At 69.8% G+C, this 23,008-nt stretch carries 19 protein-coding genes; 13 read left to right on the top strand and 6 right to left on the bottom strand.

What is annotated here, in order from left to right; genetic code table 11:
- Positions 1 to 50: 50 nt before the first annotated feature.
- Positions 51 to 1,706, bottom strand: a complete 1,656-nt coding sequence (ettA, locus tag V8J36_RS00570) for an energy-dependent translational throttle protein EttA (RefSeq protein ID WP_336465306.1) — start codon at positions 1,704 to 1,706, stop codon at positions 51 to 53.
- Positions 1,707 to 1,993: 287 nt separating this feature from the next.
- On the opposite strand from ettA, the gene V8J36_RS00565 reads away from it, so the two are divergent.
- The 3 genes from V8J36_RS00565 (at position 1,994) to dacB (ending at position 5,055) form a co-directional block, all read left to right on the top strand.
- Entirely contained in the window at positions 1,994 to 2,743 is a 750-nt protein-coding gene (locus V8J36_RS00565) for a hypothetical protein (RefSeq protein ID WP_336465305.1), read from the top strand.
- Positions 2,744 to 2,839: 96 nt separating this feature from the next.
- Positions 2,840 to 3,442 carry a nicotinate-nucleotide adenylyltransferase gene (locus tag V8J36_RS00560; RefSeq protein ID WP_336465304.1) on the top strand — a complete coding sequence of 201 codons (603 nt, stop codon included), beginning with the start codon at positions 2,840 to 2,842 and terminating at the stop codon, positions 3,440 to 3,442.
- Positions 3,443 to 3,609: 167 nt separating this feature from the next.
- Positions 3,610 to 5,055, top strand: a complete 1,446-nt coding sequence (dacB, locus tag V8J36_RS00555; protein WP_336465303.1) for a D-alanyl-D-alanine carboxypeptidase/D-alanyl-D-alanine endopeptidase — start codon at positions 3,610 to 3,612, stop codon at positions 5,053 to 5,055.
- A gap of 48 nt (positions 5,056 to 5,103) precedes the next feature.
- Here dacB and V8J36_RS00550 read toward each other — a convergent pair whose 3' ends face one another.
- Together V8J36_RS00550 and V8J36_RS00545 are read right to left on the bottom strand one after the other, a co-directional pair.
- A complete protein-coding gene (locus V8J36_RS00550) occupies positions 5,104 to 5,964 on the bottom strand; it encodes a type IV pili methyl-accepting chemotaxis transducer N-terminal domain-containing protein (protein WP_336465302.1) in 861 nt (286 codons plus the stop codon).
- Positions 5,965 to 6,022: 58 nt separating this feature from the next.
- Positions 6,023 to 6,466, bottom strand: coding sequence for a tellurite resistance TerB family protein (locus V8J36_RS00545; protein ID WP_336465301.1), 444 nt, complete (start codon positions 6,464 to 6,466; stop codon positions 6,023 to 6,025).
- A gap of 113 nt (positions 6,467 to 6,579) precedes the next feature.
- Here V8J36_RS00545 and V8J36_RS00540 point away from each other — a divergent pair, with 113 nt between their 5' ends.
- The gene (locus V8J36_RS00540) at positions 6,580 to 8,148 is read left to right on the top strand and encodes a lysine--tRNA ligase (RefSeq protein ID WP_336465300.1); all 1,569 of its coding nucleotides are present in this window, start codon (positions 6,580 to 6,582) and stop codon (positions 8,146 to 8,148) included.
- Here the strand turns inward: V8J36_RS00540 and V8J36_RS00535 are convergent.
- On the bottom strand, positions 8,145 to 9,026 hold the full coding sequence (locus V8J36_RS00535) for a CHAD domain-containing protein (protein WP_336465299.1): 882 nt from the start codon (positions 9,024 to 9,026) through the stop codon (positions 8,145 to 8,147). The two genes, V8J36_RS00540 and V8J36_RS00535, sit on opposite strands and share 4 nt — an antisense overlap.
- 187 nt (positions 9,027 to 9,213) lie before the next feature.
- On the opposite strand from V8J36_RS00535, the gene V8J36_RS00530 reads away from it, so the two are divergent.
- Positions 9,214 to 11,502, top strand: coding sequence for a glycosyl hydrolase family 28-related protein (locus V8J36_RS00530; RefSeq protein ID WP_336465298.1), 2,289 nt, complete (start codon positions 9,214 to 9,216; stop codon positions 11,500 to 11,502).
- A gap of 43 nt (positions 11,503 to 11,545) precedes the next feature.
- On the opposite strand, the gene V8J36_RS00525 is transcribed toward V8J36_RS00530, so the two are convergent.
- Complete coding sequence (locus V8J36_RS00525; protein ID WP_336465297.1) at positions 11,546 to 12,040, bottom strand: HugZ family pyridoxamine 5'-phosphate oxidase; 495 nt, start codon at positions 12,038 to 12,040, stop codon at positions 11,546 to 11,548.
- A 411-nt stretch (positions 12,041 to 12,451) separates the two neighbouring features.
- On the opposite strand from V8J36_RS00525, the gene acs reads away from it, so the two are divergent.
- The 8 genes from acs (at position 12,452) to V8J36_RS00485 (ending at position 22,171) form a co-directional block, all read left to right on the top strand.
- Entirely contained in the window at positions 12,452 to 14,437 is a 1,986-nt protein-coding gene (gene acs / locus V8J36_RS00520) for an acetate--CoA ligase (protein WP_336465296.1), read from the top strand.
- Positions 14,430 to 15,128: an adenylate kinase gene (locus tag V8J36_RS00515; protein WP_336465295.1), complete on the top strand. Its 699-nt coding sequence runs from the start codon at positions 14,430 to 14,432 to the stop codon at positions 15,126 to 15,128. The genes acs and V8J36_RS00515 overlap by 8 nt, the downstream gene beginning before the upstream one ends.
- 102 nt (positions 15,129 to 15,230) lie before the next feature.
- Positions 15,231 to 15,518 carry a DUF4212 domain-containing protein gene (locus V8J36_RS00510; protein WP_336465294.1) on the top strand — a complete coding sequence of 96 codons (288 nt, stop codon included), beginning with the start codon at positions 15,231 to 15,233 and terminating at the stop codon, positions 15,516 to 15,518.
- Between the two features lie 15 nt (positions 15,519 to 15,533).
- A complete protein-coding gene (locus tag V8J36_RS00505) occupies positions 15,534 to 17,336 on the top strand; it encodes a sodium:solute symporter family protein (RefSeq protein ID WP_336465293.1) in 1,803 nt (600 codons plus the stop codon).
- A gap of 87 nt (positions 17,337 to 17,423) precedes the next feature.
- On the top strand, positions 17,424 to 19,250 hold the full coding sequence (locus V8J36_RS00500; protein ID WP_336465292.1) for a DUF294 nucleotidyltransferase-like domain-containing protein: 1,827 nt from the start codon (positions 17,424 to 17,426) through the stop codon (positions 19,248 to 19,250).
- Positions 19,251 to 19,260: 10 nt separating this feature from the next.
- Positions 19,261 to 19,779 carry a hypothetical protein gene (locus V8J36_RS00495; protein WP_336465291.1) on the top strand — a complete coding sequence of 173 codons (519 nt, stop codon included), beginning with the start codon at positions 19,261 to 19,263 and terminating at the stop codon, positions 19,777 to 19,779.
- Between the two features lie 11 nt (positions 19,780 to 19,790).
- On the top strand, positions 19,791 to 20,192 hold the full coding sequence (locus tag V8J36_RS00490; RefSeq protein WP_336465290.1) for a response regulator transcription factor: 402 nt from the start codon (positions 19,791 to 19,793) through the stop codon (positions 20,190 to 20,192).
- Positions 20,189 to 22,171, top strand: coding sequence for a 3'-5' exonuclease (locus tag V8J36_RS00485; RefSeq protein WP_336465289.1), 1,983 nt, complete (start codon positions 20,189 to 20,191; stop codon positions 22,169 to 22,171). Before V8J36_RS00490 ends, V8J36_RS00485 begins: the two co-directional genes overlap by 4 nt.
- Here the strand turns inward: V8J36_RS00485 and truA are convergent.
- Complete coding sequence (gene truA / locus V8J36_RS00480) at positions 22,125 to 22,901, bottom strand: tRNA pseudouridine(38-40) synthase TruA (protein ID WP_336465288.1); 777 nt, start codon at positions 22,899 to 22,901, stop codon at positions 22,125 to 22,127. The two genes, V8J36_RS00485 and truA, sit on opposite strands and share 47 nt — an antisense overlap.
- Positions 22,902 to 23,008: the final 107 nt, after the last annotated feature.

The following is a 23,008-nucleotide window of genomic DNA, read 5'->3' as shown; positions in this document are numbered from 1 at the left end:
AAAATACTCCCCGGGGGTCCGGGGGGGGCGGGCCCCCCCGGCCTTCGTCTTCAGCGCGTGAAGCGCTTGTGCTTCATCCGGGTCGGGCGCGCGGCCTCGGCGCCGAGGCGGCGGATCTTGTCCTTCTCGTAATCGTCGAAGTTGCCTTCGAAGAACTCGACATGCGCATCGCCCTCGAAGGCGAGGATGTGCGTGCAGAGACGGTCGAGGAAGAAGCGGTCGTGCGAGATGATGACGGCGCAGCCCGCGAAATCCTCGATGGCCGCTTCCAGCGCCTGCAGCGTTTCCACGTCGAGGTCGTTGGTCGGTTCGTCGAGGAGCAGGAGGTTCCCGCCCTCTTTCAGAAGCTTCGCCATGTGCACGCGGTTGCGTTCACCGCCCGACAGGAGCCCCACCTTTTTCTGCTGGTCCGAGCCCTTGAAGTTGAAGGCGCCGGTGTAGCTGCGCGAGGCGATGGTCGCATCGCCCAGCTGGATCAGCTCCGCCCCGCCCGAGATCTCTTCCCAGACGGTCTTTTCCGGATCCAGCGCGTCGCGCGACTGGTCGACGAAGGACATCTTCACCGTCTCGCCGATCTCGACCGTGCCCTCGTCGGGCTTTTCGTCGCCGATCAGCATCTTGAACAGCGTCGACTTGCCGGCGCCGTTCGGGCCGATCACGCCGATGATCCCGCCCGGAGGCAGGCTGAACGAGAGGTTCTCGATCAGGAGCTTGTCGCCCATCGCCTTCTTCAGGCCCTCGACCTCGATCACCTTGTTGCCAAGGCGCGGGCCATTCGGGATGACGATCTTGGCCTCGCCCACGCGTTCCTTGATCGATTCATCGGCAAGCTTGTTGTAGGCCGCGATCCGGGCCTTGGACTTGGTCTGCCGCGCCTTGGCGCCCGAGCGGATCCACTCGAGTTCCTTTTCCAGCACCTTCTGCTTGGCCTTGTCCTCGCGGGCGTCCTGCTCCATCCGCTTGGCCTTCTGCTCGAGCCAGCTCGAGTAGTTGCCTTCCCACGGAATGCCCTTGCCGCGCTCGAGCTCGAGGATCCAGGACGTGATGTCGTCCAGGAAGTAGCGGTCGTGGGTGACGCAGAGGATGGTGCCCTTGTAGTCGATCAGGTGCTGCTGCAGCCAGGCGATCGTCTCGGCGTCCAGGTGGTTGGTCGGTTCGTCCAGAAGCAGCATGTCGGGCGCTTCGAGCAAGAGCTTGCACAGCGCGACCCGGCGGCGTTCCCCGCCCGAGAGGTTCGTGACGTCGGCATCGTCCGGCGGGCAGCGCAGCGCGTCCATCGCGATGTCGATCTGCTGGTCGAGGTTCCACAGGTCCTGCGCGTCGATCTCGTCCTGCAGTTGCGCCATCTCGTCCGCGGTCTCGTCCGAGTAGTTCATGGCGAGCTCGTTGTAGCGGTCGAGCTTGGCCTGCTTGTCGGCGACGCCGAGGCGCACGTTGTCGCGCACGCTCAGGCCCTCTTCGAGCTTCGGTTCCTGCGGCAGGTAGCCGACCTTGGCGCCCTTGGCGGCCCAGGCCTCGCCCTGGAAGTCCTTGTCCCAGCCGGCCATGACCTTCAGCAGCGTGGACTTACCGGCGCCGTTGACGCCGACGACGCCGATCTTGACGCCGGGAAGGAAGTTCAGACGGATGTTCTCGAAGACCTTCTTCCCGCCGGGATAGGTCTTGGACACGCCATCCATGTGATAGACATATTGATAGGACGCCATGGGCCTCTTCCTCGCTCTTGCGGGTGGATCGCCCTCTCCTAACGAAGGGGCGCGCAAAGCACAATTCCGTGCCGCGCTGCCCCATCCTGCGGCAGCGGGGATTTATTGCGCGGAAATGCGCGCCGCCGGGGATCACCTTCCGGTCAGCGGCACCGCTATCTGCCTCTGCCGGGTTGCGCCCGGCGGCCTCCCGGGCCAGCAAGGGGGCGATCGCCCGGCGCCCGCGCCTGCGGCCTCCCCGCCCGGCAGGTGCCGATCCATGGAACGCGACCCGCGAGGGAGACGCCATGTCCCGACCGAACAAAGGTTTTTCCCTGCCGCTGCCGGCGTGCCTGCCCCCCTGCAACGGGGGGCTGGGCGTGCTGTCCGCACTCTGCGGGCTCGTCCTACTGGCGGGCTGCGCGATTCCCGCCGACACCTCGCGCCGCGCCTACGAGGCGCCGACCATCGCGGCCGCGCGCAAGCTGATGCCGGGGCTCGAGACGGCCGATGTGCGGATGTGCGCGGGCTTCCCCTCGCGCTCGCTGACGCTCGAGAACGGCGACGAGATCTGGACCTACGAACGCTCGCGCCCGCGCGGCAGCGTCAGCATGTCGATTCCCACCGTACAGATGGGGGGCACGCTGCCGGGGCTGAACGGTTCGGTCGGAATGAGTTCGGGCGGATACTGCAACACGCAGATGCGGTTCCGGGGCGACAGGCTGATCGATCTCGAATTCGCCGGGGACAACAATTCCACCACCCGGATCAACGCGCTCTGCGTGCCGGTGGTGGATGGCTGCGTGGTCTATGCGCGCCACCCCGACGACCGGCCGGCGCGGGTCGATGCGGTGGTGGACCGCGTGCCGCCCGACGAGGTGCAGGACGAGATCGAGACGCCGCCCCCCGCCGCCGCGCTTTCGGTGCCGCCCGCAGGCGCGGGGCCTGCGTCCGGGGCGGCGATGTCGGGCGTGCGGCCCGGGCCCGACCCGGTGCCCGAGGGCGGAAGCGCGTCCCTGATCCGCCCGGTGCAGACCGCGGCAGTGACCCGAGAGTGACCCGGCTGCCGCAGCGGCGGGCGGTTGTGCAGCGATTGATTGCGTCGCGCCGGTGTCACACTTATGTGTGCGGACGGGCCGGATGCGGAGGGCGGAATGCGCGCGGGACTGCCCCGGGCCGCGCCCGGCATGGCGATCGGATTGCTGGGCGGGTCCTTCGACCCTGCCCATCCCGGACATGCCCATATCACCCGCGAGGCGATGAAGCGCTTCGGGCTCGACCGGGTCTGGTGGCTGGTCTCGCCGGGCAACCCGCTGAAATCCGAAGGCCCCGCCTCGATGGAGCGGCGGATCGCGCAGGCCCGGGCGGTGATGCGCCACCCGCGGGTCGAGATCACCGACATCGAGGCGCGGCTTGGCACCCGGTTCACCGCGGAAACGCTGGAGCGGCTGGTCGCGCTTTATCCCGGGGTGCGGTTCGTCTGGCTGATGGGGGCGGACAACCTCGCGCAATTCGGGCGCTGGCAGCGCTGGGACCAGATCATCCGCTCGGTCCCGATCGGGGTGATCGCGCGGCCGGGCAGCCGGCTGACCGCGCGGATGTCGAAGGCCGCGATCCGGTTCGAGCGCTATCGCCTGCCCGCCACCGATGCCCCCGCGCTGCCCTGGAGGGCGCCGCCGGCATGGTGTTTCGTCAATGTCCCGATGGTATCGGACAGTTCGAGCGCGATCCGCGCCCGCGGTGACTGGCGGCGGTGACTGGCGGCGGTGATGGGTGTTTGCCGGCGCCGGCTTGCCGGTGCGGGGCGGGCGCCTGTAAGGTCTGCGGACGGACTCTGGGGACGAGCATGGGCATTTCGCGGCGACTGGTACTTGGCGGAATTCTGGCGGCAGGCAGCGGATTCGCCGCCCGGGCCGAGGCGCCGATGCGCTCGCTTCGTCCGCAGCCGAAGGCGGGGCTTTCGGTGACGCCGGTCTCGGCCTCCAGCGGCGCCGCGGCGCCGGCTGTGCTGCGCGCCGCGCCCGAGGCGGCGGATCTGGTGGCGCAGGCGAAACTGGGTGGCGAGGTCGGCTTCATCGTCGCCGACCCGGCGACGGGGCGGCTGCTGGAAGGGCTGAACGCCGACCGCCCGATGCCGCCTGCCAGCACCGCCAAGGCCCTGACTTCGCTTTACGCGCTGGAAACGCTGGGAGCGGGCTACCGCTTTGCCACCCGGCTGATCGCCACCGGCCCGGTGCAGGGCGGGCAGATCCGCGGCGACCTGATCCTTGCCGGGGGCGGCGACCCAACGCTGTCGACCGACGGGCTGGGCGACATGGTCGCGGCGCTGAGGTCCCGCGGAGTCAACGGCGTTTCGGGCCGCTTCCTGGTCTGGGACGGGGCGCTGCCCTATGTGCGCGCCATCGACCAGGGGCAGGGCGACTGGCTGGGCTACAACCCCGCCGTTTCGGGGATCACGCTGAACTTCAACCGGGTGAATTTCGTCTGGAGCCGCACCTCGGCCGGCGCCTACGCGGTGTCCTTCGACGCGCGCGGCGAACGCTTCGCGCCGCAGGTCACCACCGCCAGCATGAGCATCGCGAACCGGGAACAGCCGGTCTACACCTATTCCGACCGTGGCGGGCGCGAGGACTGGACCGTCGCCGCCGGGGCGCTGGGCCGCAATGGCAGCCGCTGGCTGCCGGTGCGCCGGCCCGCGGAGTACGCGGGCGACGTGTTCCGCACGCTGGCCCGCGCGCAGGGCATCGTCCTGCCCGCACCGGACGATGCCCGCACGCTGCCCGGCGGCACGGTGCTGGTCGAGCGTCCCAGCGACGCCCTGCCGACCGTTCTGCAGGACATGCTGAAATATTCCAACAACCTGACGGCCGAGGTCGTGGGCATGACCGCGTCGCTGCAACGCGGGCCGCTGGCCTCGCACGGCGACTCGGGGCCCGAGATGTCGGACTGGCTGCGCGCGCGGGCCGGGGTGCAGTCGCGGCTGGTGGACCATTCGGGGCTTGGCGGCGCCTCGCGCATCGCGCCGACCGAGATGATGCGGGCCATCGCCACCTTGGGTCCGGGGCTGGGGCTGCGGCCGCTGCTGAAGGAATTCGCCTTCCGCGACGCTTCGGGCAAGCCGATGCGCAATGCCCCGATCCGGGTCGATGCCAAGACCGGCACGCTGAATTTCGTCTCGACCCTGACCGGATGGATGACCGCGCCGAACGGCAAGGACCTGGTCTTCGCGATCTTCACCGGCGACGTCGCCCGCCGCGACGCGATCCCCGAGGCGCAGCGCGAACGCCCGCCGGGCGGGGCCGAGTGGGTCCGCCGTTCGAAACGGCTTCAGCAGCAGCTGATCGAGCGCTGGGCCGCGGTCTACGCCTGACCGCGGGTCACGCGCGCCCGCCCGCTGCGGCGGCACGGGCCGGGGCGTTCAGACCTCGCCCGCCATCCAGACCGCCTCTTCCAGCCGTTCGAGCAGCGGCTCGTAGGCTTCGGCCATGGCCGACAGGCTGGCGGCATCCAGCGGCGTGGCCTGGGCCGAGACGGCAAAGCCGCGCACCGGCTGCCACCATTCGGGGATCGTCTCCAGGGCCATCCGCATGTCGAGGCTTGGCGCCTGCGCGATGCCGCGCGACGGGTCGCCATCGGCCAAGGCGGTCAGGTTCGCCTCGAACTCGGCCAGGTCCTTGCCGATCGCGGCCTGCGTCTCGGGCACCGAGATCCCGGCAGCGCCGAGGCAGGCCGCGCCCACCAGCCGCTGGCTGAGCAGGCGCTGCCGACCGGCCAGATCGACATAGCGCGCAAGATCGGCCTGCGCACCCGCCGAGTCGCCGCCGGCCAGCGCGCCGACGGTGGCCACGGCGCTGGCCAGCAGCGGCGGGGCTGCGGCGGCCAGTGCCGCCAGCGCCCCGGCATCGCCGGCGGCGGCGGGGCCGGTGAACTGGGCGAAGGCTGTCCAGGCGCGGCGCTGGTCTTCCAGCTTCGCGCGGGCCGCCGGCGCGGCCAGCGGCGGCAGGCCATCGGCGACGCGGCCGTTTTCCAGCGTGTCGAGCCCGGTCGCGAAATCCTGCACCGCATCGGCGAGGATCTGCGATTGCGCCTGCGCATCGGCGCCGCGGCCGGTCAGGCAGGCGGCGGCAAGGATGCGCTGCGACAGCATCCGCTGGCGCCCGGCGATGTTCACCTGATGCGCGGTGATCTCTTCCTGCGTCAGCGCGCCCGCCGCGTCCGACGGCCCCGCAAGGCCGAGCGCCACCACGACGCCCGGCAGAAGTCTGAAGACCGAAGCCATGTAGCCCCCCGATTCCGGTATCCCGGGGGAAGCCTGCGGCCGAGAGGTGAAGAAAAGGTCAGAGCGTCAGGTGACGCGCGCGTGCCCCGCGCTCGATCGCGGCGGCGTGAAGGCGGTCGATGGTCAGCTCGTCGCGGATCTCTTCCAGCATCCTGAGTTCCTGCTGGCCCAGCTTGCCGTCCGAGGCCGCGACATCGCAGGCCAGCGCATAGGCGGTTTCGAACAGCCGCTCGGGCAGGGCGGCGCGCACGAGGCCGAAGAGCGCGTCGAGCCCCTCTTCCTCGAGGAACAGCGCGTAGACGGTCTGCGCCACGCGCCCGATGCGGTCGACGTCGTAATCGCCGAAGACCGGCATCGAATCGACCATGCGGCTGATCGCCAGCAGCTCGACCGTGCGCATGTGCTCGTCCGAGACCGAGACCGCGACCATCAGCGCCACCAGCGCATCCTGCGCCGACAGCGAGGCGAGCGGTTTTTGCTTTTCTGCGACCTGATCCTGCACGGCTGTGCCCTCTGTGACGAATTCCCGGGCAAATTATTGACGATCCGGGGTCCGTTCAATAGGGGCTTCCACTGACGCCGCGCATGGGGTGCGGCGGACCCGAGGACGAGCCCATGACCACGCTCCGCGACGCTGCGATGAACTCCAAAGCCTGGCCTTTCGAGGAAGCGCGCCGCGTGCTCAAACGCTACGAGAAGAAGGACCCCGAAAAGGGCTATGTCCTCTTCGAGACCGGCTACGGGCCGAGCGGTCTGCCCCATATCGGCACCTTCGGCGAGGTCGCGCGCACGACGATGATCCGCCGCGCGTTCGAGCTGATCTCGGACATCCCGACGCGGCTTCTGTGCTTCTCGGACGACATGGACGGCATGCGCAAGGTGCCCGAGAACGTTCCGAACCAAGAGCTGTTGCACGCCAACATCCAGAAGCCGCTGACCGCGGTGCCGGACCCGTTCGAGCAGTTCGACAGCTTCGGCAACCACAACAACGCGATGCTGCGCCGCTTCCTCGACACCTTCGGGTTCGAATACGAATTCGCAAGCGCGACCGACTACTACCGGTCGGGCCGGTTCGACGCGATGCTGGCGCTGGCCTGCGAGCGTTACGACGCGATCATGAAGATCATGCTGGCCTCGCTGCGCGAAGAACGCCAGCAGACCTATTCCTGCTTCCTGCCGATCTCGCCCTCGACCGGCCGCGTGCTCTACGTGCCGATGAAGGAGGTGAACGCCAAGGATCACACGATCACCTTCGACGACGAGGACGGCACCGAGATCACGATGGCGGTGACCGGCGGCAACGTGAAGCTGCAGTGGAAGCCCGATTTCGGCATGCGCTGGGCAGCGCTGGACGTCGATTTCGAGATGTATGGCAAGGACCACTCGACCAACACGCCGATCTATGACGGGATCTGCAAGGTGCTGGGCGGCCGCGCGCCCGAGCATTTCACCTACGAGCTGTTCCTGGATGACAAGGGCCAGAAGATCTCGAAGTCGAAGGGCAACGGGCTGTCGATCGACGAGTGGCTGAGCTATGCCGCCTCGGAATCGCTGAGCTATTTCATGTACCAGAAGCCGAAGACCGCGAAGCGGCTGTGGTGGGACGTGATCCCGAAGGCGGTGGACGAGTATCACCAGCAGCTCCGCGCTTATCCCGAACAGGCGGCAGAGCAGCAGCTGGCGAACCCGGTCTGGCACATCCACCGCGGCCAGGTGCCGGCCTCGACGCTGGCGGTGCCGTTCGGGATGCTCTTGAATCTCGCGAGCGTGGCGGGGACGCAGGACAAGGCCGGGCTCTGGGGCTTCATCCGCCGCTATGCGCCGGGGGCGACGCCGGAAAGCCATCCGGATCTGGATGCGGCGGCGGGCTATGCGTTGAAATACTTCGAGGATTTCGTGAAGCCGACGCTGGTCTTCCGCGATCCCGACGACAAGGAGCGGGCGGCGCTGGCGGATCTGGCGGCGCGGCTGAAGACCTGGGAGGGCGGGCTCGACGACGAGGCGCTGCAGTCGCTTGTCTTCGCGGTCGGCACCGAACACGGGTTCGAGCCGCTGCGCGCCTGGTTCACGGCGCTTTACGAGGTGCTGCTGGGCCAGAGCCAGGGCCCGCGCTTCGGCGGCTTCATCGCGCTTTACGGCGTCGAGGAGACGGTCGCGCTGATCGAGGCGGCTCTGGCGCGCTAATGCGCCCAGAGACGCCACCAGTCCTGCCAGCGCTCGACCTCTGACCGGGCTGAGCCGGCAAAGAGGCGCGCCGAGGCGAGGTGCGCCTTTTTCTCGAGCCTTTTCTGGCGTCTGGCCGCGAGGCGGTCGAGCGGCTCCGCCTCGTCCGCGGGCAGGAGCCCTTCGAGCGCGAGGCGGAAGACCGAGAGGTCGTGATGCAGCCCGAGTTGGTCGCCGAGGTCCGAGGCCTCGGCCACCCGCGCCTCCATCAGGGCGGGCCAGATCGGGGCGAAGAGCGTCGCCTGATACCAATGGTCCTTCGCGGCCTTGCGCCAGTCGTGGAAGGCCTCGTCGAGGCTGTCGGCATCCTCGCAGCGGCGGTGGTGCTTCTGCGCGGCTTTCCACGTGGTTGCGAGACCTTCTTCAACCAGCGTGAAAGCCTTGCCGCGCAAGTCCCAGTCGGGCACGCGATCCGCCACCGCGGCCAGCGTCGCAGCGAAGCGATCGAGCGCCGCGGGGCCGGTGATTTCGCTTTCTGCGCGGTGCCGCTCGGCGAGAACGGCGCCGAGATGGGCGGCGGCCGCCGCCGCCTCGGGAGGGGCCTTGGCGACGATGCCGGCCAGCGTGTGGCGCAGCACCTCGGCATCGCGCAGGCCCGAGATGCCGCGCGCGGCGTCGCGCAGCGCGGCGTTTTCCCGCTTCGCCCCCTGGAACCGGTCCGCGACCAACCGCACCAGCGCCCGCAAGCGTTTGACATGCTTGCGCAGCCGGTGGACCCGCTCTGCCTCGGACACGTCGGGAGCCTGCAGCAGGGCGCGCGCCTCGGCCAGTTCTTCGGCGGCGATGCGGCGCAGGCCTTCGGGCAGGGAGCGGTCGGTGGGCAGCAGCGCGTAGGTCATCGGGCCGGTCCTTCGGTTTTCGCCCCGGAGTCTGGCACGATACTGGCCCGCGGCAAGGGGCGGCGTGACCCTTGCGGCGGTTGGTCGCCGCCGGCGCCGGGCAGCGCGCGGTCGGATTAACGCGTGTTAACCATCCAGCGGCTAACACTCTGCCCCTGTTTGCGCCAAAGCCGCCGGGGGATCCGCGATGAGTTCACTGACCGAGGGTCTGACGCTGATGCCCGCGCCCTTCGAGGCCGGGCTGAACCAGTGGTCGAGCGACACCGGCATTCCGGGATCGGCCAGCTATGACGGGGCGGCGAATGCGGCGCTGGTCGCCTCGGACCCGGATTTCGGCGGCTGCCTTGAGCTGCAGAAGACCTCGAGCACGCAGAAGCTGCGCTGGATGGGCGAGACGCCGATGCTGCCGGGGCTGTACCTGCGGGTGACGGCACGGGTGAAGGCGATCAGCGGCGCGCTGCCGGGGGTGCGGATCGCGGCCTATGCGGTCAACGGGGCCGAGGCGCATGTGGCCGGGCTGGTCGAGGTCGGCACCACCGTGCCGCTGACCTCCTACGGGCAGGTGGTCACGGTCAGCGCGGTGATCGGCACCGGGGCGCGGTCCGGCGTGACCATGGCCTGGGGCACGGGCGTGGATCACGGCCATGTCGGCATCGACCTGACCGGGGCGAACGGCGGGGTGGTGCGGATCGACGACATCAGCGTCACCGAGGTAACGGGCGATTTCCTGCGCGACCTCGTCGATGCGGTGGATGTGGTGGATTACGGCGCGAAGGGCGACGGGGTCACCGATGACGCGGCGGCCTTCGTCGCGGCCAATGCCGCGGCGAACGGGCGCACGGTCTTCGTGCCCGAGGGCACCTATGCGCTGGGCTCGACGGTGACGATTTCCAACCCGGTGCGCTTCGTGGGCAAGGTCACGATGCCGGCGGACGCCCGGCTGCAACTGAGCCGCAACTTCGACCTGCCGAGCTATATCGACGCCTTCGGCGACGAGACGCTGGCGCTGAAGAAGGCGCTGCAGGCGCTGTTCAATTACTCGGACCATGACACGCTGGACTTCATGGGCCGCCGGGTCGAGCTGACCGAGCCGCTGGACGTGCAGGCGGCGGTGGGCAACCAGACCAGCTTCGCGTCCACGCGGGTGATCCGCAACGGGCAGATCAACGCCATCGACGGGGCGGCCTGGACCTCGGCCGTGGTGACGGCGCAGGCGAGCTATGCGCCGGGCAACCCGCGCCAGTTGAGCGGGGTGCAGAACATCGGCACGATCCCGGTGGGCGCGCGGGTGTCGGGTGTGGGCGTCGGGCGCGAGGTCTATGTGACGGCGAAGAACGTGGGCAGCGCCTCGCTGACCTTGAGCCAGCCGCTCTACGGGGCCGGGGGCACGCAGAGCTACACCTTCACCCGCTATCGCTACATGCTGGATTTCTCTGGCTTCGACGCGCTCAGCCGCTTCGTGGTCGCGGGGATCGAATTCCTGTGCAACGGCGTGGCGAGCGCGGTGATGCTGGCGCGCGACGGCGACATGTTCCAGCTGCTGGATTGCTCGGTCGCGCGGCCGAAGGACCGGGTGGTGACCTCGATCGGGACCGGCTGTCAGGATCTGGTGCTGGACCGCAACCTGTTCCATTCGAACGAGCTGACCTTGGCCGCGACTGAGCGGCAGAGCATCGTGTTCAACGTGAACGCCAATGACAGCAAGATCCGCCACAACCGCGCGATGCGGTTCCGCCACTTCGGCGTGCTGACCGGCAACGGCCACATGATCGAGGGCAACCACTGGTTCCAGGGCGACGAGGTGACGGACGGGCCGCGGGTCGCGGGGCTGGTCTTCGCCAACACCAACCTGAAGGCGCTGATCGTCGGCAATTACATCGACAACAACTTCGTCGAATGGACCAACGAATACGAACCGACGCCGGACTTCGACGACCAGTATTCCTTCGGCGGGCTGACGATCACCGGCAACATCTTCACCGCCAACGACGTGGCCCCGTGGTTCAACTGGCTGGTGGTGAAGCCCTACGGGGCGGGGCATTTCGTCCAGGGCCTGACCGTCACCGGCAATGTGTTCAAGGTGCTGAACGGCTCGATCGGGCGGGTCGAGAGCGTGGACACCACCTTTGCCGGGCTCGACATGGGGCGGATGCGCAACGTGGTCTTCGACAACAACACCTTCACCGCGATCGATCAGGTGACGGCCTCGCCGCTGTACCTGCAGTTCGACCAGGCGACGGCGGCCGCGACCTGGGTGGTGAACGCGGGCGGCTACATGCCCTTCGGCGGCTGGATGCGCACTGTCGAGAGCCTGGTGGCCGAGGGGATGATCACCACTGCCGGGGGCGTGCGGGTGACCGAGATGCCCTATGTGACGGTCGAGCAGGGCGTGTCGAAGCAGGAGGCCCGGGTGAACTGGTCGCAGGCCTGCAAGGGGCGGGTGCAGATGCGGCTGCGCTGCGACAACCCGAACTGAGGGCCCGAACTGGGGGCCCGAACTGGGGGCCCGAACCGAAAGGCTAGGCCGGCAGCCCGAGGTCTTCCGCGGTCAGGTGATAGGCCTTGCCGAAGCCGCCGTTCAGGCTGGCCGCGGTGACGCGGAAGGCCGTGAAACGGAAGTCGGCGAAATCGACGTAGAGCTTGGCCTTCGGGTGGTCTGCGAGCCAGGCCGCGCGAAGGCCTTCTTCGCGTTCGAGCGGTTCCGCGGTGCAGGACAGCGAGAGCCGCGGGTGGGTCAGCGGATCGCCGCGCTCGCCCGGCTCGCCCAGCAGCAGCGCGCAGCGCGGGTCGCGTTCCAACGCCTGCGCATGGGCGGCAAGGTCCGAGATCAGCGTCAGCAGCCGTCCGCCGGGGGCGCGGCCCAGCGCGATGCGGCTGATCGCCGGCGCGCCGGTCGCGTCGAGCGTGGCGAGCGCCGCATGGGGCCGGGCGAGCAGCCCGCGCGCCAGGGCGCGCGCCGCGTCGTCGGGCGTGCGGAAGGGCGAGGCGGGCTGTGGCGAGACGGGCTCTGGCATGGCGGCTCCGGCGTCGTTGGTGCTGGCTGGTGGTAGCGCTCGCGGTGCGGCGGGTCCAGCGGCGCGGCGCGAATCACCCGCTGCGGTTGCGGCGGCGCGGCGCGCGATGCCGCAATGCAGCGCGTCCGCCCCGGTTTTGCAGGGCGATGCCGGGCGGCTTTGCAAACTTCGCGCCGCCGATTCCGGGTGCCGAGTCAACGCGCTGTAATGGCGTGTCAAAATCTTGGCAAAATCCCAGACATTTACAAAACACAGCACCGGGCTGTGAATGAATTTACACAAAAATCCATCTTTCGAAAAGGCTTACGAAGTTTCGCCGTTTGGGTTTACAGTGCGCTTGAGGGAGGAGCGTGCCGCGTGCGGAGCCGGAGGGTTTTCGCGCGTGGCGGACCTAAAGGAGGAGCGACCCGGATGAAGCCGCAGCAACACCACCAGCTCGAGGGCGAAATCGTGCGCGCCGTGCCGGAGGGCTTTGGCCCTTCCCATGCCGATACCGCGACCTATCGCGCGATGTATGCGGACTCGATCGAGGATCCCGAGGCGTTCTGGGGACGCGAGGGCAAGCGGCTTGACTGGATCAAGCCCTACTCGGTCGTGAAGAATTCCACGTTCGAATACGGTCAGGTCTCGATCAAATGGTTCGAGGACGGCGTGCTGAACGTCGCGGCGAACTGCATCGACCGCCATCTGGCGACGCGGGGCGACCAGACGGCGATCATCTTCGAGCCCGACGATCCGAATGCCGAGGCGCAGCACATCACCTATCGGCAGCTGCACGAAAAGGTGTGCCGCATGGCCAACGTCCTGCTGAGCCAGGGCGTGATGCGCGGCGACCGGGTGGTGATCTACCTGCCGATGATCCCCGAGGCGGCCTATGCGATGCTGGCCTGCGCGCGGATCGGCGCGATTCATTCCGTGGTCTTCGCGGGCTTCTCGCCCGATGCGCTGGCCAACCGCATCAACGACTGCGGCGCGAAGCTGGTGATCACCGCCGACACCGCCCCGCGCGGCGGTCGCAAGACGCCGCTGAAATCGAATGCCGACGCGGCGCTGCTGCATTGCTCGGACAAGGTGCGCTGCCTTGTGGTCAAGCACACCGGCGACCAGACCACTTGGATCGACGGGCGCGACATCGACGTGAAGGCGCTGATGGAGGTGGTCGCCCCCGACTGCCCGCCGCGGCCGATGGGCGCCGAGGATCCGCTGTTCATCCTTTATACCTCGGGCTCGACCGGGAAACCGAAGGGCGTGGTCCATACCTCTGGCGGGTATCTGGCCTATGCGGCTATGACCCACCAGTACACCTTCGACTATCACGACGGGGACATCTTCTGGTGCACCGCGGACGTGGGCTGGGTCACCGGGCACAGCTACATCATCTATGGCCCGCTCGCGAATGGCGCGACGACGCTGATGTTCGAGGGCGTGCCGACCTACCCTGATGCCGGGCGGTTCTGGGCGGTGTGCGAGAAGCACAAGGTGAACCAGTTCTACACCGCGCCGACCGCGATCCGCGCGCTGATGGGGCAGGGGACCGAGTGGGTCGAGAAATACGACCTGTCCAGCCTGAAGCTGCTGGGCTCGGTCGGCGAGCCGATCAACCCCGAGGCCTGGACCTGGTATGACGAGCATGTCGGCAAGGGCCGCTGCCCGATCGTCGACACCTTCTGGCAGACCGAAACCGGCGGGCACATGATCACGCCGCTGCCGGGCGCCACGCCGACCAAGCCCGGTTCGGCCACGCATCCGTTCTTCGGGGTGAAGCCGGTGGTGCTGGACCCCACGAGCGCCAAGAAGATCTCTGAGGTCGAGGCCGAGGGGGTGCTGTGCATCGCCGACAGCTGGCCGGGGCAGATGCGCACGCTCTGGGGCGATCACGAGCGCTTCCAGGAGGCGTATTTCAGCCAGTACAAGGGCTATTACTTCACCGGCGACGGCTGCCGGCGCGATGCCGACGGCTATTACTGGATCACCGGCCGGGTCGATGACGTCATCAACGTCTCGGGCCACCGGATGGGCACGGCCGAGGTCGAAAGCGCGCTGGTCGCCCATGTCGCGGTCGCCGAGGCCGCGGTGGTGGGCTATCCGCACGAGATCAAGGGGCAGGGCATCTATGCCTATGTCACCCTGATGAACGATCAGACGCCGAGCGAGGACCTGCGCAAGGAGCTGGTGAAATGGGTCCGCACCGAGATCGGCCCGATCGCCAGCCCCGACCTGATCCAGTGGGCGCCCGGCCTGCCGAAGACCCGTTCGGGCAAGATCATGCGCCGGATCCTGCGCAAGATCGCCGAGAACGACTTCGGCGCGCTGGGCGATACCTCGACGCTGGCCGACCCGTCGGTGGTCGACGACCTGATCGCGAACCGCATGAACCGGGGGAAGCAGGATGCGTGAGGCCGCGAACGACTGCGTGACCGAGACCGCGCCGGCGGTGCTGATCCTGCTGGGCCCCCCGGGGGCCGGCAAGGGCACGCAGGCGCGGATGCTGGAGGAACGCTTCGGGCTGGTGCAGCTGTCGACGGGCGACCTGTTGCGCGCCGCGGTCGCCGCGGGCACGCCGGCGGGCCTGGCCGCGAAGGCGGTGATGGAGGCGGGCGGGCTGGTCAGCGACGAGATCGTGCTGGCGATCCTGAAGGACCGCATGGCCGAGCCCGACGTGGCCAAGGGCGTGATCCTTGACGGCTTCCCGCGCACCGCCGGGCAGGCGGCGGCGCTGGACGGGCTGCTGGCCGGGGCCGGGCAGAAGGTGACGGCGGCGGTCAGTCTCGAGGTCGATGACGCGGCGATGATTGACCGCGTCGCGGGCCGCTACACCTGCGCCCATTGCGGCGAGGGCTATCACGACACCCTGAAGCAGCCCCGCCGGGACGGGGTCTGCGACAAATGCGACGGCACGGCGTTCAAGCGCCGCGCCGACGACACGGCCGAGACCGCGCGCGCGAGGCTTTCCGCCTATCACGCGCAGACGGCCCCGCTGATCGCCCATTACGACGGGCTTGGCGTGCTGGAACGGATCGACGCGATGGGTGCCATCGACGAGATCGCCGGCGCGCTGGGCCAGATCGTGGCGGCCCGATCGGCCTGACGACCGAGACCGGGGCCCTAAGGAGGGGGCACCGCGAGAAAGGGAGGCCGCCGCCCCGTGCGGGGCGGTGGAAGGGTAACTCATGTCACGGGGAGAGACGACATGGCGGACAAGACCTCGTCGGATGCCTATCTGGCACGACACGACGGAGCGAATGCCTACTGGTCGGCGAACATCCGGATCATCCTGTGGTCGCTGGTGATCTGGTTCGTGTGTTCGTTCGGAATGGGCATCCTGCTGCGCCCGATGCTGGAAGGCATTCATGTCGGCGGTGCCGACCTTGGCTTCTGGATGGCCCAGAACGGGTCGATCTACGTGTTCCTGGTCCTGATCTTCGCCTACGCCTGGCGAATGAACAAACTGGACCGTGAACACGGCGTGGACGAATAAGAGGGGCGGGGACAGATGGATCAGTTCACTCTCAACCTCATCTTCGTGGGCCTGACCTTCGCGCTCTATATCGGGATCGCGGTCTGGGCCCGGGCGGGATCGACCGCCGAGTTCTATGCTGCGGGCCAGGGTGTGAACCCTGTGCTGAACGGCATGGCCACGGGCGCGGACTGGATGTCGGCGGCCTCGTTCATCTCGATGGCGGGGATCATCGCCTTCGGGGGCTACGCCACCTCGGCCTACCTGATGGGCTGGACCGGCGGCTATGTGCTGCTGGCGCTGCTGCTGGCGCCCTACCTGCGCAAGTTCGGCAAGTTCACCGTGCCGCAGTTCATCGGCGACCGCTTCTATTCGAACGGTGCGCGGCTTCTGGCGGTGGTCTGCCTGATCATCATCTCGGTCACCTACGTGATCGGGCAGATGCGCGGCGTGGGCGTCACCTTCTCGCGCTTCCTGGAAGTGTCGACGGACACCGGCCTTTATATCGGCGCGGCGATCGTCTTCGCCTATGCCGTGTTCGGCGGCATGAAGGGCATCACCTACACCCAGGTCGCCCAGTACTGCGTGCTGATCGTCGCCTACACGATCCCGGCGATCTTCATCTCGCTGCAGCTGACCGGCAGCTTCCTGCCGCAGCTCGGCTTCATCGGCACGCATGAGGCTTCCGGCGTGGAGTTCCTGCAGAAGCTGGACGAGGTGGTGACCGAGCTTGGGTTCGCGGCCTATACCGCCGAGACGCCGAGCATGCTGAACACCTTCCTGTTCACCATGTCGCTGATGATCGGCACCGCGGGTCTGCCCCATGTCATCATCCGCTTCTTCACCGTTCCGAAGGTCGCCGATGCGCGCTCGTCGGCCGGCTGGGCGCTGGTGTTCATCGCGCTGCTCTACACGATCGCCCCGGCCGTCGGCTCGATGGCGCGGCTGAACCTGACGACGACGATGTGGCCCGCCGCCGCGACCGGGAATGCGCTGGACGGCGAGGCGCTGAGCCTTGAGCAGATCAATTCCGACCCGGCGCTGGGCTGGATCGCCACCTGGCAGAAGACCGGCCTGCTGGTGATGGAAGACAAGAACGGCGACGGCAAGATCCAGTACTACAACGACAAGTCGCCGGCGCTGCAGGCGATCGCGACCGAGAAGGGCTGGACGGGCAACGAGCTGACCAAGGTCGACAACGACATCATGGTTCTGGCCAACCCGGAAATCGCGGCGCTGCCCGGCTGGGTGATCGCGCTGGTCGCCGCGGGGGCGCTGGCCGCCGCGCTGTCCACCGCCGCGGGGCTGCTGCTGGCCATTTCCTCGGCCATCAGCCACGACCTGATCAAGGGCTCGATCAATCCGAACATCTCGGAGAAGGGCGAGCTTCTGGCGGCGCGGATCGCGATGGCCTTCGCCATCGTGGTGGCGACCTACCTTGGCCTCAACCCGCCCGGCTTCGCCGCGCAGGTGGTGGCGCTGGCCTTCGGCCTGGCCGCGGCGACGATCTTCCCCGCGCTGATGATGGGGATCTTCTCGAAGCGGGTGAACAAGGAAGGTGCCATCGTCGGCATGCTGGTCGGCCTGATCTTCACCGCCGTCTACATCTTCCTCTACAAGGGCTGGTTCTTCATCCCCGGCACCAACATGCTGGAAGACGTGCCCTCGGCCTACGTGTTCGGCATCTCGCCGCTGTCGATCGGCGCGGTGGGGGCGGTTCTGAACTTCGTCTCGGCCTTCGTGGTGTCGAACGCGACGCAGGCCCCGCCGCAGGACGTGCAGGACCTGGTCGAATCGATCCGCATCCCGCGCGGTGCGGGCGCTGCGACCGGCCACTGAGCCTAAAGCGCGCGCGCCCCCGACCGGGGCGCGCGTCACCCCCCCAATTGCAGACCCGGGCGCCGTGGCGCCGGCCCAGAGGGCATCATGGGTTCCGAGACATCCCCGATCCTGGCCTTCCTCGAAAGCGTGCATCCCTATGACACGCTGCCCCCCGAGGCGCTGGCCCGCACCGCCGCCGCGTTCGAGCGCCGGGTGCTGGCCGCCGGCGACTGGGCCTATCGCCTGGGCGAGACGCTGCCCGGCCTGTTCCTGATCAAGCGCGGCCAGATCGAGGTCACCGACGCCAATGGCGCGCCGGTCTCGCTGCTGACCGCCCGCAATTCCTTTGGCGAGCGCGGCCTGATGCGCGACGGCCGCGCCGCCACCAATGCCCGCGCCCAGTCCGAGAGCGTGGTGCTGGTACTCCCCGCGCCCGAATTCCGCCGCCTGATGGCCGAGAGCCCGGCCTTCGAGCGGTTCTTCACCCGCGGCCGCCCCGACACCCTGCGCGAGCCGAGCTTCGCCACCGCCAAGGTCGCCGACCTCGTCTCGCGCCGGCCGGTGGCCTGTCCGCCCGAGACCGCGGTGGCCGAGGCCGCGCGGATGATGCGCGACGCGCATATCTCGAGCCTTGGCGTCACCGACCCCGCGGGGCGGCTTCTGGGCATCGTCACCCAGCGCGACCTCAGCGACCGGGTGCTGGCCGAGGGCCGTGACCCGGCGACCGCGGTCGGTACGGTGATGACCCGCGACCCCGTCACCCTGCCGCGCGGGGCGCTGGGCTCTGACGTGCTGAGCCTGATGCTCGAGCGCCGGATCGGCCACCTGCCGGTGGTCGAGGACGGGCTGCTGGTGGGCATGATCACCCAGACCGATCTCACGCGGTTCCAGGCGGTCACCGCCTCGGTCCTCGTGCGCGACATCGCGGCGGCGGGCAGCGTGGCCGAGATCGCCGCGGTCACCGCCCGGATCCCCGAGCTGCTGGTGCAGCTTGTCGGCGGCAACCAGAGCCACGAGGTCGTCACCCGGCTGATCACCGACGTGGCCGATGCCGCCACCCGCCGGCTGATCGCGCTGGCCGAGGCGCGGCTGGGCCCGGCGCCGGTGCCCTATGTCTGGCTGGCCTGCGGCAGCCAGGGCCGGCAAGAGCAGACCGGCCATACCGACCAGGACAACTGCCTGATCCATGACGATGCCGCGACCGAGGACGACCGCGCCTGGTTCCTGGCCTTCGCGACCGAGGTCTGCACCGGGCTCGATGCCTGCGGCTATGTCTTCTGTCCCGGCGAGATGATGGCGATGACCCCGCGCTGGTGCCAGCCGCTGTCGGTCTGGCGCGACTATTTCCACGGCTGGATCGCGCGCCCCGACCCGATGGCGCAGATGCTGGCCAGCGTCATGTTCGACCTGCGGCCCATCGCCGGCGCGACGCCGCTGTTCGAGGCGCTGCAGGCCGAGACGCTGGAGGCGGCCGCGAAGAATTCGATCTTCACTGCGCATCTGATCGTCAATTCGCTGAAGCACGCGCCGCCGCTGGGCCTGCTGCGCGGCTTCGCCACCATCCGCTCGGGCGAGCATCGCAACCAGATCGACATGAAGCACAACGGCGTCGTGCCGGTCACCGACCTTGCGCGGGTCTATGCGCTGCTGGGCCGGATCCGGCCGGTGAACACCCGCGCGCGGCTTCTGGCGGCCGAGGGGCAGGGGGTGCTGTCGGTCACCGGCGGGCGCGAGCTGGTCGCGGCCTATGACCTGATCGCCGACCTGCGCCTGCAGATGCAGGCGGCGCTGGTCCGCTCGGGCCGGAAGCCCGACAATTTCCTGGCGCCCTCGGACCTGTCCGAGTTCGAGCGCAGCCACCTGCGCGACGCCTTCGTCGTCGTGCGCACCCTGCAATCGGCGCTGGCCCACGGCCGCGCCGCCGCCAGTTGAGGAGAGAGCGATGCTCATCGACCTGATCGCCATGATCGCCATCGGCGCCTTCATCATCGGGGTCTACCTGCTGGCCAACCGCGTTGCGGGCCGGCGGCTGCCGAAATGGCTGATGCCCGCGGCGATCGGGGCGGCGGTGATCAGCTTCGCGGTCTGGAACGAGTACACCTGGTACGGTCGCGTCACCTCGGCGCTGCCCGACACGGTGGCGGTGGTGATGCCGGTGACGGAATCGAACCTCTGGCGGCCCTGGACCTATGTCGCGCCGGTGACCACCCGCTTCATCGCCGTCGATCGCGGCGCGGTGCAGCGGTCCGAGGCGCGGCCCGAGCTGGTGCGGACCGAGGCGCTGCTGGTCCAGCGCTGGGCCGGCACGCAGCGGGTGCCGGTGGCCTTCGACTGCGCGGGCGACCGGCGGGCGGATCTGGTCGCGGCGAGCCTTGGCGCCGATGGCACGCTGACCGGGGGCGCGTGGCAGCCGGTGGCGGCCGACGACCCGATGCTGCGCGCCGCCTGTGGCCAGGGCTGACGGAGGGCGCCATGGCCGAGCCGCACCGCCATTCCGATCCCGCGCCGCTGGTGCTGATCGTCGAGGACGAGGACAACATCGCCGCGGCGCTGGCCTATCTGATGACGCGCGAGGGCTACCGGCACGAGCGCGTGGCCGAGGGGCCGGCGGCGCTGGAGCGGATCCGGGCGCTGCATCCCGATCTCGTGCTGCTCGACGTGATGCTGCCGGGGCTGTCGGGGTTCGAGATCTGCCAGCAGATGCGGATGGAGCCGGCGCTTGGGGACGTGCGGGTGCTGATGATGACCGCGCGCGGGGCGGGGAACGAGCGGCGACGCGGGCTGGCGCTGGGCGCGGACGGGTTCATCGCCAAACCCTTCCAGCTGCGCGAGCTGCGCGACGAGATCCGCCGCCTGCTGGGCGGCGCCGGATGAGCGGGCGTCTTGCCGCGCGGCTGGAAGGTCTGGGCCTGCGGCTTCGGATCGGGCTGATCTTCGCGGGGCTGTTCGCGGTGCTTGTGGCCGGGCTGGTGCTGGGGCTGGTGCTCGGGGCGCTGCACGGCGGGGGCGCTGCGGGCTTCGTGCAGGCCGGGATCGTGGCCGGGATGGTGATGCTGGCAGCGCTTGCCGGGGCCTGGATGCTGTTCGACGAACATGTCGCGCGGGCGATCCTGCGGCTGTCGGGGGGGCTGCGGGCCACCGCCCATGCCGGGGCGGATTTCGCCGGGCAGGCGCGCTGGCTGGGCGATCTTGCCCCGGCGGCCGGGGCCCTGGCGGATCGCGCCGGAGCCCCGGTCGCGCCGCCCCCGCCGGTCGAGACCGAGGCGACGCGGCGGCTGGAACGGATCCTCGCCGGGCTGCCGATCGGCGTGGTGGTCGCGGGGCCGGACGACGGGATCGTCTTCTACAACGCGCAGGCCGCGGGGCTTCTGCAGGGGCTGGCGCTGGGGCGGGGCCTGTTCGACTTCCTCGAGCCCGCGCCGGTGCGCGCGGCGCTGGCGCGGCTTGGCCCCGCGGGGGTCGAGACGCTGACCGCGCGCACGCCCGAGGGGCGGCTGCTGGCGGCCGAGATCCGGCGCAAGGACGCGGGCTATGTGCTGGCCTTGCGCGATGTGTCCGCGGTGACGGCCCGGCGCGAGGCGCGGGCGGCGCGGCTGGCCGGGCTGGTCGAGGATCTGGGCCGCCCCGTCGCGGCGCTGGCGGCGACGCTGGAACTGCTCGAGGACCCCGACGGGCCGCCGCCCGACCGGGCGATGCGCCACGGGCTCGCGGCCGAGGCGCGGCGGCTTGCGGCGGCGGTGGCGGCGCTGGCGGGCGAGGCCGAGGCCGAGCGGGCCTTCGCCCTCAGCCGCTCGGGCCTTGCGACCGAGGCGGCGGCGACGCTGGCCGCGGTGGCCGAGGCGCTGGCGCGGGCCGGTTACCCGGTGGCGCTGGCACCGCCGCCGGCGGGCCTGACGCTGGCGGTCGAACCGGGGGCGCTGGCCGAACGCATCGCGGGGCTGGGACAAAGGCTCGCCGAATCGGGCCGGGCGCCGGGGTGGCTGGGCCTTGCCGCGGCGGGGGCCGATGGCGGGGCGCTGCTGCGTCTTGGCTGGACGGGGGCCGCGCTGTCGCTCGCGACGCTCGAGGACTGGCTCGGCGCCGAGGGCTGGACCGAGGCCGCGGCCGGTGGCTGGGCGCTTTGCCTGCCGCTGGCGGGCGCCGCGCCGCCCCGCGCCGGTGCCCCCGCGCGGCCGCTGGCCTATGATTTCGCGCTGCTCACGCGCGAGGGGGCCGAGGATCTGTCGTCGCGCGCGCTCGATGCGCTGACCTGCGTGGTGCTCGACACCGAGACGACCGGCCTCGATCCCGCCCGCGACGCGCTGGTCGAGATCGCCGGGCTGCGGCTGGTGAACGGTCGGGCGATCCCGGGCGAGCGGTTCGAGAGCTTCGTCGATCCCGGCGGCCCGATCCCCGTCGCCGCGCGGCGCGTCCATGGCATCGGCCCGGCCGACGTGGCGGGCGCGCCGGGCCCGGCCGAGGCCGCGGCGCGCTTCGCCGATTTCGCCCATGATGCGGTGCTGGTCGCGCATAACGCGCCCTTCGACCTCGAGCTGCTGTCCCGCGCCGCGCCGGGGCGGTTCGGCAACCCGGTGCTCGACACGGTGCTGCTGTCGGCGGTGGTCTTCGGCGAGGGCGAGCTGCACACGCTCGACGCGCTGGCGGCGCGGTTGTCGGTGCCGATCCCCGAAGGCCGGCGCCACCGGGCGATGGGCGATGCCGAGGTGACGGCCGAGGTCTTCCTGCGGCTGATCCCGATGCTGCGCGCCAAGGGGATCGAGACCTTCGGCCAGGTGCTGCCGGCCGTGCGCCGGCATCGCCGCCTGCTCAGGGATCTGAACGGAACGGATCCTCGGGATAGCCGACCCCGGTAAGATACAGCCCCTGCGGCGGGCAGACCGGCCCGCAGGCGCCGCGATCGCGCGCCTGAAGCGCCGCGCGCACCCGCTCGGGCGCCCAGGCCCCGGCGCCCACCCGTTCCAGCGTGCCCACGATCGAGCGGACCTGGTTGTGCAGGAAGCTGCGCGCCCGCAGGTGGAAGCGGAACTCGCTGCCCTGCGGATAGGGCAGCTCCTCGATGGTGATCTCGTCCAGCGTCTTCACCGGCGAGGCCGCCTGGCAGATCGACGAGCGGAAGGTGGTGAAGTCGTGATGCCCGACCAGATGCGCGGCCCCGGCCCGCATCGCTGCCAGGTCGAGCGGGTTCTGCACCTGCCAGACCAGCCCCTTGTCATGGGTCACCGGCGCGCGCCGCCGCACGAGGCGGAAGGTGTAGCGCCGTTCCAGCGCCGAGAACCGCGCGTGCCAGTCGTCGGCGACCCGCGCCGCCGCCAGCACCGCGACCGGCGCGGGCTTCAGGTGGAAATTCAGCGCCTCGGACAGCCGGAACGGATCCCAGTCGCGGGCCATGTCGCAATGCGCCACCTGTCCGGTCGCATGGACCCCGGCATCGGTGCGCCCGGCACCGCCGATCCCGGGACAGTCCGGCTCCAGCCGCCGCAGCGCCGCCTCGATGGCTTCCTGCACGGAGGCCTGCCCGGACTGGCGCTGCCAGCCGGCGAAGGGCGTGCCGTCATAGTCGATCAGAAGCGCATAGCGGGGCATGGCCCGCCCCTAGGCGAAACCGGGGGCCTTGGCAATCCCGCCGCCTTTTCGCATTGGCCCAAATATCCCGGGGGAGCCCGGAACGGGCGGGGGCAGAGCCCCCATCC

This window comes from Frigidibacter sp. MR17.14 (assembly GCF_037095735.1).
In the GTDB taxonomy this organism is placed as follows: Bacteria; Pseudomonadota; Alphaproteobacteria; order Rhodobacterales; family Rhodobacteraceae; genus Frigidibacter.
The sequence above is the reverse complement of the archived record's forward strand: the minus strand, read 5'-3'. Positions and strand labels throughout refer to the sequence as shown.

What these genes read in the sequence shown, in the direction of transcription:
- V8J36_RS00550 (WP_336465302.1), bottom strand. Translation starts at nt 5,964, where the DNA reads ATGGCTTCGGTCTTCAGACTTCTGCCGGGCGTCGTGGTGGCGCTCGGC.
- V8J36_RS00500 (WP_336465292.1), top strand. Translation starts at nt 17,424, where the DNA reads ATGGGTTCCGAGACATCCCCGATCCTGGCCTTCCTCGAAAGCGTGCAT.
- V8J36_RS00485 (WP_336465289.1), top strand. Translation starts at nt 20,189, where the DNA reads ATGAGCGGGCGTCTTGCCGCGCGGCTGGAAGGTCTGGGCCTGCGGCTT.
- V8J36_RS00560 (WP_336465304.1), top strand. Translation starts at nt 2,840, where the DNA reads ATGCGCGCGGGACTGCCCCGGGCCGCGCCCGGCATGGCGATCGGATTG.
- V8J36_RS00515 (WP_336465295.1), top strand. Translation starts at nt 14,430, where the DNA reads ATGCGTGAGGCCGCGAACGACTGCGTGACCGAGACCGCGCCGGCGGTG.
- V8J36_RS00540 (WP_336465300.1), top strand. Translation starts at nt 6,580, where the DNA reads ATGACCACGCTCCGCGACGCTGCGATGAACTCCAAAGCCTGGCCTTTC.
- V8J36_RS00530 (WP_336465298.1), top strand. Translation starts at nt 9,214, where the DNA reads ATGAGTTCACTGACCGAGGGTCTGACGCTGATGCCCGCGCCCTTCGAG.
- V8J36_RS00490 (WP_336465290.1), top strand. Translation starts at nt 19,791, where the DNA reads ATGGCCGAGCCGCACCGCCATTCCGATCCCGCGCCGCTGGTGCTGATC.
- V8J36_RS00525 (WP_336465297.1), bottom strand. Translation starts at nt 12,040, where the DNA reads ATGCCAGAGCCCGTCTCGCCACAGCCCGCCTCGCCCTTCCGCACGCCC.
- V8J36_RS00565 (WP_336465305.1), top strand. Translation starts at nt 1,994, where the DNA reads ATGTCCCGACCGAACAAAGGTTTTTCCCTGCCGCTGCCGGCGTGCCTG.
- V8J36_RS00510 (WP_336465294.1), top strand. Translation starts at nt 15,231, where the DNA reads ATGGCGGACAAGACCTCGTCGGATGCCTATCTGGCACGACACGACGGA.
- V8J36_RS00505 (WP_336465293.1), top strand. Translation starts at nt 15,534, where the DNA reads ATGGATCAGTTCACTCTCAACCTCATCTTCGTGGGCCTGACCTTCGCG.
- V8J36_RS00495 (WP_336465291.1), top strand. Translation starts at nt 19,261, where the DNA reads ATGCTCATCGACCTGATCGCCATGATCGCCATCGGCGCCTTCATCATC.
- truA (WP_336465288.1), bottom strand. Translation starts at nt 22,901, where the DNA reads ATGCCCCGCTATGCGCTTCTGATCGACTATGACGGCACGCCCTTCGCC.
- dacB (WP_336465303.1), top strand. Translation starts at nt 3,610, where the DNA reads ATGCGCTCGCTTCGTCCGCAGCCGAAGGCGGGGCTTTCGGTGACGCCG.
- V8J36_RS00535 (WP_336465299.1), bottom strand. Translation starts at nt 9,026, where the DNA reads ATGACCTACGCGCTGCTGCCCACCGACCGCTCCCTGCCCGAAGGCCTG.
- acs (WP_336465296.1), top strand. Translation starts at nt 12,452, where the DNA reads ATGAAGCCGCAGCAACACCACCAGCTCGAGGGCGAAATCGTGCGCGCC.
- ettA (WP_336465306.1), bottom strand. Translation starts at nt 1,706, where the DNA reads ATGGCGTCCTATCAATATGTCTATCACATGGATGGCGTGTCCAAGACC.